At 68.4% G+C, this 16,794-nt stretch carries 20 protein-coding genes; 13 read left to right on the plus strand and 7 right to left on the minus strand.

The annotated features are described in order from the left end of the window. Nucleotides 1-182 precede the first annotated feature (182 nt). The 6 genes from ACWDLG_RS13070 to ACWDLG_RS13095 all read left to right on the plus strand — a co-directional run bounded on the left by ACWDLG_RS13070 (nt 183) and on the right by ACWDLG_RS13095 (nt 5,438). Complete coding sequence (locus tag ACWDLG_RS13070) at nt 183-323, plus strand: hypothetical protein (RefSeq protein WP_449919246.1); 141 nt, start codon at nt 183-185, stop codon at nt 321-323. Between the two features lie 87 nt (nt 324-410). After that, on the plus strand, nt 411-1,376 hold the full coding sequence (locus ACWDLG_RS13075) for an LLM class flavin-dependent oxidoreductase (RefSeq protein ID WP_449919249.1): 966 nt from the start codon (nt 411-413) through the stop codon (nt 1,374-1,376). Further along, on the plus strand, nt 1,369-1,974 hold the full coding sequence (locus ACWDLG_RS13080; protein WP_449919251.1) for a flavoprotein: 606 nt from the start codon (nt 1,369-1,371) through the stop codon (nt 1,972-1,974). Before ACWDLG_RS13075 ends, ACWDLG_RS13080 begins: the two co-directional genes overlap by 8 nt. Beyond that, nucleotides 1,971-2,921, plus strand: coding sequence for a hypothetical protein (locus ACWDLG_RS13085; protein ID WP_449919254.1), 951 nt, complete (start codon nt 1,971-1,973; stop codon nt 2,919-2,921). Before ACWDLG_RS13080 ends, ACWDLG_RS13085 begins: the two co-directional genes overlap by 4 nt. Then, entirely contained in the window at nt 2,918-4,195 is a 1,278-nt protein-coding gene (locus ACWDLG_RS13090; RefSeq protein ID WP_449919257.1) for a M16 family metallopeptidase, read from the plus strand. The genes ACWDLG_RS13085 and ACWDLG_RS13090 overlap by 4 nt, the downstream gene beginning before the upstream one ends. Beyond that, nucleotides 4,188-5,438: a M16 family metallopeptidase gene (locus ACWDLG_RS13095; protein ID WP_449919260.1), complete on the plus strand. Its 1,251-nt coding sequence runs from the start codon at nt 4,188-4,190 to the stop codon at nt 5,436-5,438. The genes ACWDLG_RS13090 and ACWDLG_RS13095 overlap by 8 nt, the downstream gene beginning before the upstream one ends. 1 nt (nt 5,439) lies before the next feature. Here ACWDLG_RS13095 and ACWDLG_RS13100 read toward each other — a convergent pair whose 3' ends face one another. Continuing rightward, nucleotides 5,440-6,084, minus strand: a complete 645-nt coding sequence (locus ACWDLG_RS13100; RefSeq protein WP_449919262.1) for a dihydrofolate reductase family protein — start codon at nt 6,082-6,084, stop codon at nt 5,440-5,442. A gap of 475 nt (nt 6,085-6,559) precedes the next feature. Here ACWDLG_RS13100 and ACWDLG_RS13105 point away from each other — a divergent pair, with 475 nt between their 5' ends. Further along, nucleotides 6,560-6,742, plus strand: a complete 183-nt coding sequence (locus ACWDLG_RS13105) for a hypothetical protein (protein WP_449919264.1) — start codon at nt 6,560-6,562, stop codon at nt 6,740-6,742. Nucleotides 6,743-6,861: 119 nt separating this feature from the next. On the opposite strand, the gene ACWDLG_RS13110 is transcribed toward ACWDLG_RS13105, so the two are convergent. Together ACWDLG_RS13110 and ACWDLG_RS13115 are read right to left on the minus strand one after the other, a co-directional pair. Next, entirely contained in the window at nt 6,862-7,350 is a 489-nt protein-coding gene (locus ACWDLG_RS13110) for a dihydrofolate reductase family protein (protein WP_449919267.1), read from the minus strand. A gap of 311 nt (nt 7,351-7,661) precedes the next feature. Then, nucleotides 7,662-8,414, minus strand: coding sequence for an alpha/beta fold hydrolase (locus tag ACWDLG_RS13115; protein ID WP_449919270.1), 753 nt, complete (start codon nt 8,412-8,414; stop codon nt 7,662-7,664). Between the two features lie 108 nt (nt 8,415-8,522). Here ACWDLG_RS13115 and ACWDLG_RS13120 point away from each other — a divergent pair, with 108 nt between their 5' ends. Together ACWDLG_RS13120 and ACWDLG_RS13125 are read left to right on the plus strand one after the other, a co-directional pair. Then, nucleotides 8,523-8,672 carry a hypothetical protein gene (locus ACWDLG_RS13120; RefSeq protein WP_449919273.1) on the plus strand — a complete coding sequence of 50 codons (150 nt, stop codon included), beginning with the start codon at nt 8,523-8,525 and terminating at the stop codon, nt 8,670-8,672. Next, nucleotides 8,603-9,160 (plus strand): hypothetical protein, encoded by a 558-nt coding sequence (locus ACWDLG_RS13125; protein ID WP_449919739.1) that lies wholly within the window; start codon nt 8,603-8,605, stop codon nt 9,158-9,160. The genes ACWDLG_RS13120 and ACWDLG_RS13125 overlap by 70 nt, the downstream gene beginning before the upstream one ends. 490 nt (nt 9,161-9,650) lie before the next feature. On the opposite strand, the gene ACWDLG_RS13130 is transcribed toward ACWDLG_RS13125, so the two are convergent. Together ACWDLG_RS13130 and ACWDLG_RS13135 are read right to left on the minus strand one after the other, a co-directional pair. Beyond that, nucleotides 9,651-10,292, minus strand: coding sequence for a flavoprotein (locus ACWDLG_RS13130; RefSeq protein WP_449919275.1), 642 nt, complete (start codon nt 10,290-10,292; stop codon nt 9,651-9,653). A 163-nt stretch (nt 10,293-10,455) separates the two neighbouring features. After that, the gene (locus tag ACWDLG_RS13135; protein ID WP_449919278.1) at nt 10,456-11,922 is read right to left on the minus strand and encodes a serine/threonine-protein kinase; all 1,467 of its coding nucleotides are present in this window, start codon (nt 11,920-11,922) and stop codon (nt 10,456-10,458) included. Between the two features lie 271 nt (nt 11,923-12,193). Between ACWDLG_RS13135 and ACWDLG_RS13140 the strand changes: the two genes are divergently transcribed. The 3 genes from ACWDLG_RS13140 (at nt 12,194) to ACWDLG_RS13150 (ending at nt 13,503) form a co-directional block, all read left to right on the plus strand. Beyond that, nucleotides 12,194-12,730, plus strand: coding sequence for a methyltransferase domain-containing protein (locus ACWDLG_RS13140; RefSeq protein WP_449919281.1), 537 nt, complete (start codon nt 12,194-12,196; stop codon nt 12,728-12,730). A 159-nt stretch (nt 12,731-12,889) separates the two neighbouring features. Then, nucleotides 12,890-13,183: a helix-turn-helix transcriptional regulator gene (locus ACWDLG_RS13145; RefSeq protein WP_449919284.1), complete on the plus strand. Its 294-nt coding sequence runs from the start codon at nt 12,890-12,892 to the stop codon at nt 13,181-13,183. 101 nt (nt 13,184-13,284) lie between these two features. Next, nucleotides 13,285-13,503, plus strand: a complete 219-nt coding sequence (locus ACWDLG_RS13150) for a hypothetical protein (RefSeq protein WP_449919287.1) — start codon at nt 13,285-13,287, stop codon at nt 13,501-13,503. A 45-nt stretch (nt 13,504-13,548) separates the two neighbouring features. Here ACWDLG_RS13150 and ACWDLG_RS13155 read toward each other — a convergent pair whose 3' ends face one another. Next, a complete protein-coding gene (locus ACWDLG_RS13155; protein WP_449919288.1) occupies nt 13,549-14,133 on the minus strand; it encodes a hypothetical protein in 585 nt (194 codons plus the stop codon). A gap of 393 nt (nt 14,134-14,526) precedes the next feature. Between ACWDLG_RS13155 and ACWDLG_RS13160 the strand changes: the two genes are divergently transcribed. After that, nucleotides 14,527-15,564: an integrase core domain-containing protein gene (locus ACWDLG_RS13160; protein ID WP_449919291.1), complete on the plus strand. Its 1,038-nt coding sequence runs from the start codon at nt 14,527-14,529 to the stop codon at nt 15,562-15,564. Between the two features lie 125 nt (nt 15,565-15,689). Here ACWDLG_RS13160 and ACWDLG_RS13165 read toward each other — a convergent pair whose 3' ends face one another. After that, nucleotides 15,690-16,760, minus strand: coding sequence for a hypothetical protein (locus tag ACWDLG_RS13165; RefSeq protein WP_449919293.1), 1,071 nt, complete (start codon nt 16,758-16,760; stop codon nt 15,690-15,692). Nucleotides 16,761-16,794: the final 34 nt, after the last annotated feature.

Consider the following 16,794-nt stretch of genomic DNA (forward strand, 5'->3'; position numbering starts at 1 on the left):
CACCAGCCCGCTCTGCAGCATCGCCTACACGATCCAGTCCGGCTGCTGACCTGAGCGGACGGCGGCGCCGCGGATGACGGTCCGCGGCGCCGCCGCACATGAGAACACCGTGTGTGAGAACGCACGGTGAGATCACCGTACGCGAGAACACCGCGCGTGAGAACAACGAAAGGAAGCGACGTATGTCCGCCGAGTTCCTGATGGAAGGCGCCGACGCCTACACCTCGCTCGCCGAGGTCGCCGCGTCCCTCCGGGAGACCCGTGAGCTCCCCCCGCCGACGACCATCTACAGCATCTGCACGCTGACGATGGAGTGCTTCTAACGGAGCCCGTGTGGCGGTGTCGCGGGGACCCGTGGCACCGCCACCGCTCGGGACGCGGCATTCACAGATGACGGTTTTGGAGGTTTGATGGCTACCGCGCTGCTGTTCCCATTCCAGCCTGCGCATCCCGACGCGGTCGTGCCCTTCGGGGAACTGGTGATGAAGGGGCTGGCCGGTCGGCTCTGGATGGGGCAGTCCGTGATGGCCGAGACCCACCAGACGTTCGCCTACCTGTCGGGCCGGGGGATCAGGGTGCCGTCCGGGCTGAGCGTGACGTTGATGCCGCTGCGGCACCCACTGGACGCCGCGGCGCAGGCGCGCAGTCTGGCGGTGCTCACCGGCAAGCCGGTGGTCGCCGGGTACGGTGCCGCCACACCCGAGGTGGTCAGGGCGCTGCGCGGCGCGTCGTACGAAAAGCCGGCGACGGCCGCGGCCGGTTACGCCCGCGCGATGCGCGGCATCCTCGACGGCGGGATCTCCGGTCACGACTGTGAGGCGTGCGTCGCCACGACCGGGCTGCCCCCGATGAAGCACGCGCCGGTCGAGGTGGGACTGGGCGTCCTGCGCCCCGGTATGGCGCGCGCGGCGGGCGCGGTCGCGGACGTGGCCATCACCTGGATGACGCCGCCCGATTACGTCCGGGACGTGTTGATCCCCGCCCTGGCCGAAGGCGCCGCGGACCGCTGCTCGCCACCTCGCGTCGCGACCGTCGTACACGTGGGGTTGGCCGGCTCCGGCCGCGATCCGCGCAAGCTCGCGCACGCCGCGGCCGCGCTCCACCTGACGGCACCGCACTACACCGACATGCTCAGGCGGGCCGGAGTGCCCGCGGACCCGGCCGACCCGCGGGCGGGCGCCGCGGCGCTGGTCGAGGCGGGGGTCTACGTGTACGGCACGGCGGACGAGGTCGCCGGACGGTTGCGCGAGTACCGTGAGGCGGGGGTGGACGAGATCATCCTCAACCCGGCGGGGGTGGCGCAGACCGAGGGTTTCACAGCCGCGTTGACCGACGTGGAGCGGATCCTCGGAGCCATGGCGGACGCCGATGAGTGAGACCGGGCAGCCCCAGGGTGCGCCGCCGTTCCACGCCGAGCGCCTGCTCGTGCTCGCCACCGGGTCCCTCGGCGCCACCTTCCTCCCCTACTGGCTCAACTGGCTGAGGACCACCTACCGGCACCTGGATGTCCGGGTGGTGGTCACCAGAAGCGCGGAGCAATTCGTGACCCGGCAGTCGATCGCGGCCATCACCGGAAAGGACGTCCCCCTGGACGCCTGGCCGGAGGTCCCGGAACGGGGATCGCCGCACGTGGAGTATGCGACCTGGCCCGACACCGTCCTGGTATACCCGGCGACTTACCACTTCTTGAGCCGGTTCGCCAACGGTTTCGGTGACACCCCGATGCTGCTGGCGCTCCAGTGCACGTCCGCGCTGGTCGGAATCGCCCCCGCCCTGCCGCCCGGGGCTGTCGACTCGTACGCCTACCGGCAGAACCTCGCGGTGATCGAGGCCCGCCCCAACGTCGCGATCGTCGACCCTGTGCCCACCCTGAGCACCCACACCAGAGAGCGGGACGCCCTGGCGGCCGCCCCTCTCGACACGCTGATCGGGCGGCTGGCGGAGTTGCGCGCCTCCCGCGAGGAGGTCCTGTGAGCGAAGTCGTCGAATCCTTCGGCTCGGGTTTCGTGGTCACCACGGTCGTCCGGTGCGGTGAAGGTGATTACCGATGGACCCGGCGGCCGGGATCCGAGCGGGACGACGCGATGCGGATACCTGATCCCGCCGTCGTCGCGGCCGTCCGTACGGCCTGCCAGGGCCGGGTCAGGCTGACGCTCCCGGAACAGGCGGACGCCGCAGGCATGACGTACCGGACGGATCAGCCGCACTCGATCGCGGGGATGCTGCTCCGGAGGCCGGAAGGGGCCGGGACCCCTCTCGAACAGATCATCGGGGACACCTTCTCGGAGACGAGCGCAGCACTCGCCCGGCTGCACGCCGTGCCCCTGCCGCAGGCCGACTTGCCGTCCCCCGAAGGCCCGCGACGGCTGCTCTCGTGGCTGCGCAGCGGGCGGGGATCCCTCGCCGCGCCGGACCTTCACCGGCACGCGATCGAGATCCTCGGGCACGAACGTATGGCCATGGTGGGGGCGTGGTGCGTACCGGGGGCGGAGGAACCGCGCGTGCTGCTGCACGGTGCTCCCAGCCAGGGCATCCTCCTGCCTCTGTCGCCGGGCCGGGATGGTCACCTGCTGACCGGTGAGAATCTCGGCACCGGTCGGCGGGAGTCCGACGTGGGGTGGCTCATCGGCGAGTTGGTGGAGTTCCGTGAGCTGGCCCGTAGGTTCGGCCACGGAATGCTCCCCAAGGTCCACTACGACGACCTCATCGGCCGCGTTCTGGAGGGCTACGCCACCCGGCTCGATCTCGCCGCCGTGGGCAGGACCGCCGCGGTGCGCTTCCTGAAGCACGTCCACGATTTCGCCGCCTACAGGAGATGGCACGAACTCCTCGTGGTCTATCTGAGGCTCGTCGCCGACGTGATCGACGCGGCGGACGCCGGGGAACTGCTGCCCGCCCGAGGCGAGATGATCCGCCGGTGAGGCCCGCCGAGATCGTGCGCGCGAGGCTGGGCAACGGACTGCGAGTGGTCATCGAGGAGGAACGCTCCGTGCCCGTGGCGGGTGTGGCCGTCCACTACGACATCGGCTTCCGCGCTGAGGCCGAAGGCGGGTCCGGGCTCGCCCACCTGTTCGAGCACCTGATGTTCCAGGGAGAGATGGGCGGCGAGTCGGACCACTTCGAGCAGGTCGAAAGCGCGGGCGGCTTCTGCAACGCCTCGACCCGCCAGGACTACACCGACTTCTACAACGTGGTCCCCACTGACGCGGTCGAACGGGTGATCATGTTGGAGGCCGGCCGTATGCGAGCCCCGAGGATCACCGAACGGGCCATCAGGACCCAGGCATCGGTCGTGCAGGAAGAGATCCTGGGTAAGATCCGCAAACCCTACGGCGGCTTCCCCTGGCCCAGGGTTTCGCCCGTGCTCTTCCGCGACTTCGCCAACGCCCATGACGGGTACGGCGACTACGCCGCCCTGCGGCATGTCACCCTCCACGACTGCATGGAGTTCTTCGATCGCAACTACAGCCCCTCCAACGCCGTGGTGACGGTGACGGGCGACGTCGAGGCCGACGCGGTGCTGGAAACCGTCACGCGCACGTTCGGCGAGATCCCTGCCCGGCCCGCGCCCGCGACCGCCTCCCATTGGGAGCCGGAACCGGCCGGGCGGCGCGAGGCCGAATACATCGACGCGCTGGCACCGCTTCCCGCTCTGGCCATCGGCCATCGAGTGCCCGACCCCGCCGCCGAGCCGCGTGCCCACTTCGCGCTGTCCGCCCTCTCCGGCGTGCTGACCGGAGGCGGCAGACCGCGGCTGCGTGAGCGGATGCGGCGCGAGACGGGGCAGACGGTCACCTTCTCCGCCCGCGTCGGCCTGTTCGACTTCCTCGACGCGCGTGACCCCGACATGTGGCTGCTCACCGCGGTCCACCCGGACGGCGTGCCGCCCGCGCAGGTGCTGGCCGCCGTGGACGCGGAGCTGGAGTCGCTCAGCGCGAGCGGGCCCACCGACGAGGAACTGCGCCGCTGCCGTACGACGTGGCTCACCTCCCATCACCGGTCCATGGACCGGATCGCCGACCGGGTGCGTACGCTGGGGCGCTTCGAGCTGCTGTTCGGCGATGCCGGACGTGTCGCGCGGTTGCCCGACATGTACGCCGAGGTGACCACCGACGACGTGGCGGCGGCGGCCGCCGGCCTGCGTGCCGATTCCCGCGCGCTGCTCAGGGCACTTCCGGGGAGGGTGCATGAGTAGTGCTGTGGTGGATCGCACTCTGGGGAACGGCCTGCGCCTGCTGGCGCTGCGGCACGGTGTGAGCCCCCTTGTGGAAGCGCGGCTCCGCCTTCCCCTCCCCTGCCCGACCCGGGACGCGCTGACCGAGTCCGTACTGCTGGCGGCCCACATGTCGCAGGGGCGGGACGACGACGGCGTGGAATGGAACGCGGTGGCCGACGTCCACCAGATGACAGTCAGCGCCTGTTGCTCCGTGAACGCGGTCGACTCGCTCATGTCGGCAATGGCTTGGGTGGTGCGCGGGACGCCGACTCGGGCCGCCTCGGCGCGTGGACAGCTGGTGGCGCATCTCAAGATGGCCGGATCGCATCCCGATGTCGCGGTCAGAGCACACCTCGCGCGGCACCTGTTCGGTGACCATCCGGTGGCGTTCCAGGTGCGGGAAGAGGAGCTGGCCGCGATCGAGGAGCCGCGTCACCGGCCGTTCGATCCGCGCGGTGCCGTCCTGGTGGTCCTCGCGCAGGACGATCCCGAACGGCTGGCCGACGCCGCGGAGAGATCGCTGGCCGGCTGGCGGCCACCGGCGCAGGGAACGCCGCCGCTGCCGTCGCTTCCCGAGATCGAAGGCGGACGATTGGCGTCCCTGCCGCAACCGGGCGTCCCGCAGTCACGCGTCCGGCTGCGCGCACAGGCGCTGACGGCCGATCACGAGCGCTATCCGGCGCTCTTCCTGGCCTGTAACGTTTTGGGCGGCTATCTCTCCTCGCGGCTCTCGAAGAACCTGCGTGAAGACAAGGGCTACGTGTACGGCGTCACCTCGTTCTTTGACGCCCATCCCGGTAGCGGACTCCTGGCGATCGAAGCCGACACTGCGGCCGCCACCACGAACGCCGCGATGGAGGTGCTGTACCGCGAACTCCGCCGAATGCGGACGAATCCCCCCACGAGGCAGGAGATCGAAGCCGCCCGGTCCTACGCTCTCGGTTCGATGGCGACCCGGCTGGCTCCGCGTGCCGCCTTCGCCTCCGCGCTCGCCGACCTCTCCGCCAAGGCCATCGACCCGCTCCGGTTGCTCGACTTCCCAGACCGTGTGGCGGCAGTGACGCCGGACGCGGTGGTCGCGGCGGCCGAGGAGTTCTTCACTCCCGAGCGATTCTCTGGCGTGGTCGCCTCGGATCCCGACGTGCTCATGCGTCTGACCTCCCCTGCCGAGGGCGAAGGCGGCACAGTACCACCGGCGAACTCCTTGACGTGTTCGAGCTGAGTTAGTGATCATCCTTCGGTCTGTCAGCGGCCAAGCAGACGAGATCGAAGGTGCCGCCCCTCCCTGCCGCGCGGAGCAGCCCTCCGTCGCGGGCCGGGACGCCGCCGAGTTCGCCGGGACCGCGCTGTCGAAGAAGCCCGAATGGACGCCCACGTACGGCCGGCGGCGGTACCTGGCCGGTGCCGCCGGGGAAGAGCCGTTCGCCGTCGCCGACCGCGATCGGGTGCACCAGCAGCCGCAGCTCGTCCAGGAGACCGGCCTGCAGCAGGGCGCGGACCAGGCTGATGCTGCCGGTGAGGTTGATGTTCTGGCCCGGCTGCCGCTTGAGCTCGCTCACCGCGGCGAGGAAATCTCCCTCGATCAGGCTGGAGTTCTGCCAGTCGGTCCGGTCGAGAGCGGTGGAGGCGACCAGCTTGCGGATGCCGTTGAGCTGGTCGGCCATCTCGTCGTTCTGGTGCGGCCAGAAGGCGGCGAAGGACTCGTAGGTTTTGCGTCCCATCAACAGGGTGTCGGCGTCGGCCGCCATCTCGACGATCGCCGTCTCCATCTCCTCGTTGATGTAGGGGAAGTGCCACTTCTCCGGCGCCTCCACGACACCGTCGAGCGAGATGAAAAGTCCGGTCACGATCTTGCGTGCGGCACTCATGGTTCACTCCATGGCAGATTGGCGAGTGAGGCGTCTTCAGGATCCGGGACGACGATGGAAAGGATCAACGCGCGATCAGGACGCGAGCGTTTAGGCATGTTCAACGACGCCCAGCCATCGGACACCTGGCCACCGTTCGGACCGATCCGGTCAGGCCATAGCCCCCGGGCACCCCCGATGAGCGCCCTCCGCTCGGATCCGTCACCAGACGCAAAGTAGCCGCGAGTAACCGGGAGATCCCGCCGCAGACCGCACCCACACTCGGGCGATGCCTCCGTCACCCGCTGTGGCTTGCGGAAACGCCCTCATGGCGCGGACCCGAGCGGAGGGCCTCGAAGCTCTGCGAACAGCGCCCGGCAGATCTCGGCGTCAACCCGCATGAGCTGCTGGAGGCGACGACGGAGACGGCGGCGGTACGGCTCAGCCACACGATCCCGCCGCCTCCGCCTTGATCATCCCTTGTACGATCTCCCGCATGTTCGACTTATCCGGCCCCTGGACCCGCGTACTGGCGGACACGAGGCTGCATCACGGGCCCGCTATGCAGTCGCTGGCTGTGGACCCGGTCACCCACGAGCTGTACCTCGTCCAGTTACGCGACACCGCCGGCAAGATCACCTGGGTACGGCTCGACGGTTTCTCCTCCGTTCTGTCCTGATCATTGGCAGCGGGCGGATACGGCCGAAGCGTGTCGGCGTGCGCTCCCGGGGAATCTCTACTGGTGGCCGCGGACCGGAATGGCGAAGTCCCGCCCGGCGCCCCTGGGCACCTGGCGATTCACGGGTGATCCAGAGTCGCAGCCCGCGCCCGCAGCCTGCGCAGCATCCGGTATCCCCGAAGCCGGCCTCCCTGGCGGCGACCTCGGTGGTGGCGCGCTGCCGTATGAGGAGTTCGGCACGTTCCAGGCGCGCAGGGCGGTCTGATAGGCCAGCGGGGTGAGCCCGGTCGCGCGGTGGAACAGCCGGGTGACGCTCCGTTCGCTGCACCCCGCCGCCTTGGCCAGCAGGCGCAGCGGCAGCCGTTCGGTGAAGCGGGGACCACGACGGGGCGGAGCAGGAGCTTGAGCTCGTCGATCAGGCCGTGCGTGATCAGGTGGTTGACCAGCGTGGCGCTGCCGTACACCAGCAGATCCCGGCTGGGCTCCCGCTCGAGCCTGGCGACCTGTTCGGCGACCTCCCCCTTGATCACGACGCTGTTCCAGCCGGGATCGCTCAGAGAGGCCGAGGTACTTGGGGATGGCGTCCATCCAGGCGGCGACGTCGCCATCGTGGCCCACCGTCCGCCACACCTTCGACACGGCCTCGTAGGTCCTGCGGCCCAGTAACAGCGCCCGGTGCCGAACGACTGGCCACGCTGGAAGGTGTCCTCTCATCCCAGAACCGGCATCCGCACCTCGGCGTCGGCAAGGGCGTCTCCGTCGTGGCCGCGGGGGGGCGCCCGCTACTACACCCGGCCGGGCATCGCCTTCGTGCCGTTCAGCGACGCCCCGCCCATCGAATACGGGCTGTTGTGGCGGGCAGGCGAGGAGAACGCCCGGGTACGGACGTTCATCCAGATCATCCGCGAGATCCAGGCGCCTACGAGCCGTCGAGGCTGACCGCGAACGCCTGCGGGTTGTCGAGCATGACATTGTGACCGGCGTCGGCAACGGTGACGACCCGCACACCCGCCGCCTCCAGCTCCGCCCTTCCTTCCAGCGGCTGGGACAGGGCCCCAACCAGGAACGTGCGTGCAATCGTCAGCTCCATCAGCAGCTTCCTGGCCGACGGGTTGGTCCCGGCGCGCAAGCCGTACGCGCTGCGATGCAGCGCGACGGGATCGGCCAGACGCATGGTCGCGGCCCACAACGGCCCGACCCGGTCCAGAATCCGGGCCATCCCATCTTCGGCGAACTCGGCCTCGGTGAAGCTGGTGACGCCGACGGTGCCTGGAGCGGGCGGCGGCACCGGATCCAGGACGGCCTCGGCCAGGACCAGCCGCGACACCAGATCCGGCCGCCGGGCCGCCAGCACGATCGCCACGGCGCCGCCCATGCTGTGCCCGACGACCTCGGCCCCGTTGACGCCCGCGGCATCAAGTGCCCTGGCCAGCGCGTCGGCGTGATCCTCCAGCCGGTAGCCGAACTCGGCCGGCCGGTCGCTGAGTCCGAAACCCAGCAGGTCCATCATCAGCGTCCGCCGCCGTGCCACGGACGGCAGGGTCATCACGTGGGTGAAGTACGCCGCCGCCTGGGCTCCGGCGCCGTGCACGCATACCCGCGCCGGTTCGTCGCCCGCGATCTCGACCCAGCGGATCTTCGCACCGTCGGGTCCGGCTACCGCGTCCTTCATGTTCTTCCTCACTGTGCGGATGCGCACCCGGCTGGATTCCGGGCGCGCGAGATCCTACTCGGCAGGCGGGTGGGACGACGGGGCTACCCGCCGGAGTTCCGGCGCAACGTGCTGGATCTGCTCGAGGCGGGCCGCGAGGCCACTGACCCGGCCCACGCTCTCGAGATCAGCACCCAGACGATCTACACATGGCGGCGGCAGGACCGCATCGACCGCGGCTTGGAGCCCGGTCTGACAACAGCGAGCAGATCGAGTTAGCGGCCACCAAACGGCGCATCGCCGAGCTGCAGACCAGTCTCCTCATGCTGTGGCTCCGCCGTCCACGGGCGGAGCTCGTCGGGGTTGCGGACGGCCCAGATGAGCTTGATCCGGTCGCCTGCCACCTCGAACGCTTACACGGATATGGTGAGGCCATCCTGCTGGGCGATCAGGCCGGGTTGGCCGTTGACCGTACGATCCAGGATCGTCAGGTCGCGGAATTTACCCTCGAGATGGATCAGGGAGCGCACGATCTGCTCGGCGCCTTCGATTGGGCGGAGCGCGGTGCTGACCAGGCCGCGGCCGTCGCTGAGTTCATGAGGGCCACGGCCACCGGTGATCTGGAGGAGCTGCTCTGGCTGCTTGCGCCGGAGGTCACCTGGACCGCCGACAGCGGAGGCATGGCCCTGGGTCCCGGAAGACGGGCTCCTGACGCGATGGTCTGGCAATGGTCTACCAGGCCGGTTGTGGATCAGGTGGATACCTAGCGCGCCCTGCAGGATTCGAACTGCGACCGTCGGATTAGAAGTGGATCGCTGTCCCTTCACATGACAGCACCCCGACCTGCGACGATGTCACTGTTTCCTCCCGGGAGACGGGGAGCGTTCCGCGCATGTTCCGGATCATGCTGCCGCTGTACATGGTCAGAGAGTTCTCGTCCGACCTGTGCCTGGATACCCAGTGGGCCGGGGCTGAGGAACGAAGCCCTGGACCTTCGATCGCCCCGGCCACCTGCGATGACCCACCACGCAGGGGCGATCGTAATGCTGTACCTGCGCGGCGGCGTGGCAATCTCGGTCGGAGCGTTCGGCCGCTACGGCGGGGCGGCGCGCGGTGCCCGGCCCGGTGTCCCGCCGTCGTTCGGGACCGGCCCCCAGGCCGCACGCCCGGACGGCGGGCGGGAGGAGGGCCGGGGGTACGGCGGCGCGCCGCGCCGCCGCCTTGATCTTCATGAGAACAATTCGGCAGATCACCGTTTTAGCGGCGTATGAGCTTGTCCAATTCCTTGAGTGCCAGCGCCCACGGGTAGGCGTCGATGTGGTCGCTTCCGGTGCTGGCTGGGTGTGGTTCGAAGTGGCCGGGTCCGAGGAGTACGGGGATGCCTGCGGCGCGGAGTTGTTCGACGCTTCGGATGAGGGGTGCGCGGGTGGCGAAGGCGCTGTTGACGAAGGGTAGGACGACCACGGGGATGCCGAGTCCGGGTGCTTCGGCGAGGAGTCCCAGGGCGTAGGTGTCCGCGATTCCCTGGGCGAACTTGTTGATGGTGTTGAAGCTGGCCGCGGCAAGGATGATGGCGTCGGCTCTCGGGGGCCTGGGCTCGTGGGGCTTGCGGTATTGGCTGCGGACGACGCGGCCGGTCTGCTTTTCCAATTCGGGGATGTCGATGAAGTCCAGGGCTGATGGGGTGGCGACGATCTGGACGGTCCAGCCGTCGTCTTGGGCAAGGGTGACCAGGCGGCCGACGTCGCCGGCGGCGCCGGTTGCGCACACGATGATGTAGAGGACCTTGGGCTGCCGGAGGAGAAGCCGGACGTAACAGGATTCCGCCTCGCCGCGCTTGATGACGAGAAGCTCGGCGAGTGCGCCCGTCTCTCGTCTGCCGAACCGGCATGGCCTCATCACTACAGCCCCGATGGGCGCGTCGACGAGCGCGGCGCGCCGACCGAGAAGTACTGGCGGTTCCAGGGCGTGCTCTGCCGCTTCGGCGGCAAGCTCACCGACGTGCCCCCGGCCGCGGCCGCTGCGGCAGGGAGAGGATGGCGCGAGGTGTCCAGTGCGGGCACTATTTGCGTCTCTTGTGTTTGCCCTTGCCGGGATGGCTTTGATCGGGCTGCTCGTCGATCCGGGGGAGAGGCATGCCGGAACGGGTCAGGAACGTGACCAGAGGGCCATCGGCCAGTTTGCCGTCTCTTCGCACCGCCGCGAGCATCGTCCCGAGATCCAGAACGTGCCTGCGCGCTTCGTCGATCTTGCCCTCGTTGAGGTTCTTGCGCGCCTCGGCGATGCGGTTGCGAACCTCGCGGGCCGCGTCGGATGCGATGCCGCCCTGCCGCTGCTGGGCGGCAAGCGCCCGTTCCAATGCTGTGAGCCAGGCCAGTGCCGCTAACGTGGCGGGCCGCGCCGTTGGTGACGGTTGCGGGCTGGTAGGCGCGGCGGACGGGGACATGCTCGGCGCGGAAGACGCCGCGGTGACCGGGGATGTGGTGAGCGGCGCGGAGGGCGTCGGGGTGGCGCCTTGCCGGACCGCGTTGGTCAGGGTCGCCAGTAGCAGGGTGCCGACCAGCGCGGCGGAGGTGGCGGCGAGGGTCACGTAGCGGCGCGGAGCGGACCGTCGCCGGGGCGCGTCCTGTCCAGGCCATGTGTCCGGGTCTGGCACCTCGAGCAGGGCGGTGCCGCCCGGCGCGCGTCGAAGGCCTGCGGAGGCGAGGGCATGTCGTACCTGTGCCGCGCTCGCGGGGCGGCTGGCGGGCTCCTTGGCCAGCATCGACAGCACCAGCGCCTCCAGGTCGGCGGGAATGTCCGGCCGAAGCCGGCGTGGCGGCACCGGTGGCTGGTTGAGATGCTGGTAGATCAGTTCGATCGGGACACCCAAGAATGGTGGCTGCCCGCAGAGCAGCTCGTAGCCTACGCAGCCGAGCGCGTACAGGTCGGCGGCGGCGCTCCCGCCGTGTCCCAGGATCTGTTCGGGCGACAGATAGGCGGCGGTGCCCACCACGGTGCCGGCCGCGGTCAGCCTGCCCGCCTCCTCTCCGGCTACCCGGGCGATGCCGAAGTCCACCACCTTGAGCAGTCCGCTGCTGGTCAGGTGCAGGTTGCCGGGCTTGATATCGCGGTGCACCACCCCGGCCCCGTGCGCCGCATCCAAGCCGGCGGCGGCCTGGCCCATCAGATGGCGTACCTCCTCTGGCGGCAACGGTCCCCGCTCGGCGATCTCGGTGGCCAGATTCCGCCCGGACAGCAGCTCCATCACCAGGAACGGCCGCCCGTCATGCTCGCCCACGTTGAGCACGCTCACCACGTTGGGGTGCACCACGCGGGCCGCGATGCGGGCCTCGCTCATGAAACGCGCACGCACCGCCGGGTCCGCCAACTGGGGGGCGAACAGCTTGACCGCCACCGGCCTGTCACGTGTCAGGTCGCGGCCGCTCCACACCTCGGCCACCGCACCCCTGCCGATCAGCGCATCCAGCCGATAGCGCCCCGCCAGCACCGACGTGGCCTCTATCGAACTCCTCATCAAGATGAACACTCCCTGCCTGCACCATTGATGTCCTTACCGGCCCCCTGATCGGGAAATACCAAACCTAGCGAAACGATGAGGACTCGATCCGGAAGAGCCATGGACGTGGGCTATCGACGGCGAGTGAGCACCGCGCGCTCCCGGTGGCGCGAGGATTGCTGGCTCCTTCCACCACAGCCAGTACGGCGGGGCGTCGGGCCAGTCCGGCGGTGGGCCGTCCCAATCGTTGGGGGCTCCCATCCCGGGGGGACGTTCCAGCCAGGGGGAGGAGTCGTTTTCGATGCGCGGCAAGGCCCACGGCCTGGACGCCAGCGGCGACATGATCGAGCTGGCCAGGCGCAACGCGGCGGAGGCCGGCGCAACCAACATCGAGTTCCTGCACGGCACCATCGAGGCCATCCCGCTATCGGACCAGTCGGTGGACGTCGTCATCTCCAACTGCGTAATCAACCTGTCCGACGACAAGGCGGCCGTGCTGGCCGAGGCCTTCCGCGTCCTACGCCCGGGCGGACGGCTGGGAATCAGCGACATGGTGACCGAAAGCGCACTCGACCCGACACGGCGCGCCGCGGCCGAGCAGCGGGTGGGCTGCGTCGCCGGCTCCCTGAAGGTGGCCGAGTACCGCGACCTGCTGCGCACGACCGGCTTCGTCGGCACCACGGTAACTCTCACGGCTGATCACGGCGACGGGGTCCGCTCGGCCATCGTTCAAGCGGTCAAGCCCGCGATCGGCCCCGGCTTGGAGGTCCGCCCGATGCGCGAGGCCGACGCGAGCCAGGTGCTGGCCATCTACCAGGCCGGGCTGGACAGTACCTAAGTGCGGGATGGCGGGCCAGCCTGCCCTCCGGCCGAGTCGCCCGCGGCTGATCCACTCCACAGCAGCACCTCTCGCCAGAGCTGGCGTCCAGATGCACGGCCGACCTCATGGGATTGCTGCGCCAGGCGCAGCGCGGCATTCCTGTCATCGCTGATCATCATGCCGCTGATCGTGCCCGGTCGGCGTCGCCGCCATCCTCCTTCATCCTGCGACGGTGAGCTGTACCTAGGATGCGACGGGCAAGGTCGGAGAGGGTTTCCTGCGCCCCACCACGACGTCCTGTCCGCACTGACCGCCAGGGAGGACAGGCGCTGGAGGCTGCAGGAACTGGCCGATCGCGTGCTGTGGTCCAAGAGCCGCCTGTCCAGGCACATCAGCCGGATGGAGGAGCGCGGCCTGGTGTCCAGGGAGGAGTGCACGCGACGGACGGCAGGGGCGCGGTCATCGTCCTGAGCGAGGGCGGCTGGCGCGCCATCCAAGAGGCCGCCCCTCTCCATGTCGAATCCGTGCGCTGACACCTGATCGACCTGCTGACCGACGAGCAGCTCGACGCCTTGGGCGACATCTCCGACATCGCGGCCCGTGTCGCGACCGTGATCGCCACCGCGACGCTCTACACCGAAACGCCGCAGGACGCCAGGCACGTCCTGATCGACACTCTCAGCGGGGAGGTACGCTACCCGATGCCCGCGCACGAATCTGCATACCCGCTCGGGGACGGCACCTGGCTCACCGCCGAAGGCGTTACCCTCTTCCGCTGGACGCACAGGTGAACCGATCGGCGCGCCGCGTGCCGGTCCACAAGCCCGGCGGCAGGATCAGACGGCGGGCGGCGCGAGGTTGAGCGCCCGTGCCACCCGTTCGAGCACGTCGTCCCAGGGGCGGGCGGGAACGACCGGCACTCCAGCCGCTTCGGCCTGCGACGCCAGCCAGTCGCCGTACAGGCGGCTCACCACGGCCCGCCCGTGCTGCGCCCCTGCCGAGGGTTCGCGAAGCCGGTAGTTCTCGGCGATCTGCTCCTCGTCGCCCTCGTGCAGGAAGACCGCGCGCACGCCGTCCAGCTCTGCGGCCGTGGACGGCAACAGGTAGTCGCCCTCGACGACCACCGGCGTCATGGTCTCGAGATGGTTGGCGACCACCGCCCGCACCGCGGGGACGAGCGCCCGCGCCACGGAGATCTGCATCTCCACGATCCGCTCGTGAGGCAGGTGGACGGCCTCGGGGTTGGCCCGCCAATAGTGCAGCGCGGGCAGCTGCTCCGGCGTGGTCATGGCCTGCAGCGCCTCGACGATGTCGTCGATCTCGACGATAGGTGAGGCCAGGCGGCGCGCCAGGGGATAGGACACCCGGCTCTTGCCGGTCCCCGAAGCGCCGCCGAGCAGGATGATGGGGGCGTCGTTCACCCGTGGACCCTATCCGAGGACCTCAGCCGGCCGGTCCTGACCGGCAGGCGAAGACGACCGGCCGCGAATCCGTATGCTCGACATTTTCTCGATCAAGGCCGTACGCGGACCACAGGACCCTTACGTGTCATGCCAGGAATAGAGCAGTACTACTCCCTGATGTCGGCGCTGGTCACCGGCAACTCGCTGGTGTGGCGCACCGCTTCTCCGCGTTGGGCCGGGCCCTGCGCCTGCCGATAATTCCATCCGTCCAGGTCACGGCCTTGCAGGGCTTCTCTGGTAGGCAGGCTTCAATTCCTGAAGAGGAGTCAGTGCGGCAGGATGACCGGTCGTGCTCCTTCGCCTGGCCTATCTGGCCGTCACGTCGCTTTCGCCGCGCTGAGGTTGCTGCCGATGGGTGATCGGGACAAGGGCATCGAGATCCTCGCCCTGCGCCATCAGATCACCGTGCTTGAACGGCAACTCGGCGACGACACCTGGGTGAGGTTCGCTCCCGAGGATCGAGCCGTTCTCGCCGCCCTCCTGACGTCGCTGCCACGCGACATCCTGCGCCGGGTACGGCTGCTCGTCCGGCCGGATACCGTCTTGCGCTGGCACCGCGATCTGTTGAAACGGCGTCACGCCCGTACCTGCCAGCCGAACAGGCGAGGTCGCCCGCCCACGGTCCGCTCCATCCGCGTCCTCATCCTGCGACTGGTTCGCGAGAATCCATCGTGGGGATATCGGCGAGTGTACGGCGAGCTCACCGCACTCGGCATCAAGGTCGCTGCGTCGACGGTCTGGGAGATCCTCAAGCAGGAAGGTCTTGATCCGGCGCCCGAGAGGGCGTCCACCACGTGGGCCGACTTCCTGCGCTCGCAGGCCGACGCCCTGTTGGCCTGCGATTTCATCGAGACCATCACCCTCGATGGGCAGCGCCAGTACATCCTGGCAGTCATCGAGCACGCCAGCAGGCGCGTGCGCGTGCTGGGCACCACCGCGCACCCGACCGCGAGCTGGGTCATCCAGGCGATCAAGAATCTCGTGATGGATCTGGACGAGGCGGGCTGCCGGGCGCGCTATCTGATCCGGGACCGGGATGCGAAGTTCCCGGCCCTCATGGATGAGGTCCTGTCCGACGCCGGCGTCCAGACCGTGCTCACCGGTATCCGGATGCCGCGCATGAACGCGGTCATGGAACGATGGGTGCAGTCGTGCCGCCGAGAGCTTCTCGACCGCTGCCTGATCTGGAACGAACGCCACCTACGGCACGCCCTGCGCGAGTACGAAAAGTTCTACTACCAGCACCGAGCCCATCAGGCCCTGGCCCAAGCGGCACCGTTGCGTACCGTGCCAGATCCGATCACCGATCCGAAGCGAATCGCCGACCTGAACATACGCCGACGAGACCTGCTCGGCGGGGTCCTCCACGAGTACTCACATACGGCTTGACCTGCATGGATGGAATTTCCGGCAGGCGCAAGCGCCAGGTAGCGGGGAGTTCTGGCTCAGAGCCTTCCTCAACCCCGCGTCAGCCAGCCGTTAAAAGCCCTGGCGGCTTACTCTCAGAAAGTAGATCAGAGGTTGAGGATATGCTGCTGAACGGTCGGCCACTCCGTCCCAAGAGCTTCTTTGGCAAGCTGAAGCGAGGACAGTTTGGGGTTGCTCTGTTCGATCTCTCTAAGCGCGACTCGGATGGCAATCCCAGCCCTCCATCGCAACCTCATGAGCCCAGAGTTCGCAGCGGACGATTCATATTCATTGGTAGCCTGGAGCCAATCGCGACCGAGGCGAAGTGTGCGGTCCATGACCTCTGTGTGGAGCGTCTCCCTGGGGACATGCCCCGAGCCGTAAGCGCTACGGGCCTCTGCAATCTCCGGCCATTCAAAGCCGAATTTCGCGACAAGCAGGTCGATAATCCGGAAGAGAATTTCAGTCTTCTTGCTGTGCGGCCACGTATCCGGTGGATTCGGAATAGTCTGCGGTGAAGCGATGGCATCACCGTGTGCCGAATCGCCGACGCCGACCGGAACGTCGACGTAGACGACCTCGTGGGTTGAATTCAGCCACTCTTCGGTGATGCGGAGCCCTGACCGGGCTTCCAGGATCGCCAGCGCCGCCGCCTTCTGTGCGAGAACGCCAGCAGGACTGTCCTCGGAAAATTGGTGGATGAATTGCAGCTCTTGGCTGAGCGCTTCCGGATTGGTTCCGCCGGCGAGCTCGCGCGAGAAACCTTCGGGGAAGTACGCGACGATATCCCCGTCCTCGGCATACGCAATGGCCTCCCAAGTTCTGCCGCCCCACTCGATTCCCAGCGCCGACGCACCACTGCTCAGAGCGCGGCAATAGTCTCTCAAGGAGGCGGATTCAGAGGACAGGTTGAGGATCGATACCGTCCCGTCTCCTGCGGACCGATGGACAAAGAATGCCACTACCGGACAGTGCAGCGTTATCGGAAGTTCGTATCCGTCTTCTTGGCGAACCTCTGGCGGAGTCCCACCCGCGAGGACTTCGTGGATATCGTCCATCTCAATCGATTGTTGAGCTTTTGGCGTGACGGAGATCCACCACATTCGATCGGATAGCCACTGAGCAGAGCTGGAACGCAGCAAGCGCAGGTAGTAGTTTGTCGCAGCAAGATCGTACATGGTGCCTGATACTACTCCTCGATAAGTCGATCGG

The organism is Nonomuraea sp. NPDC003727, assembly GCF_053586935.1.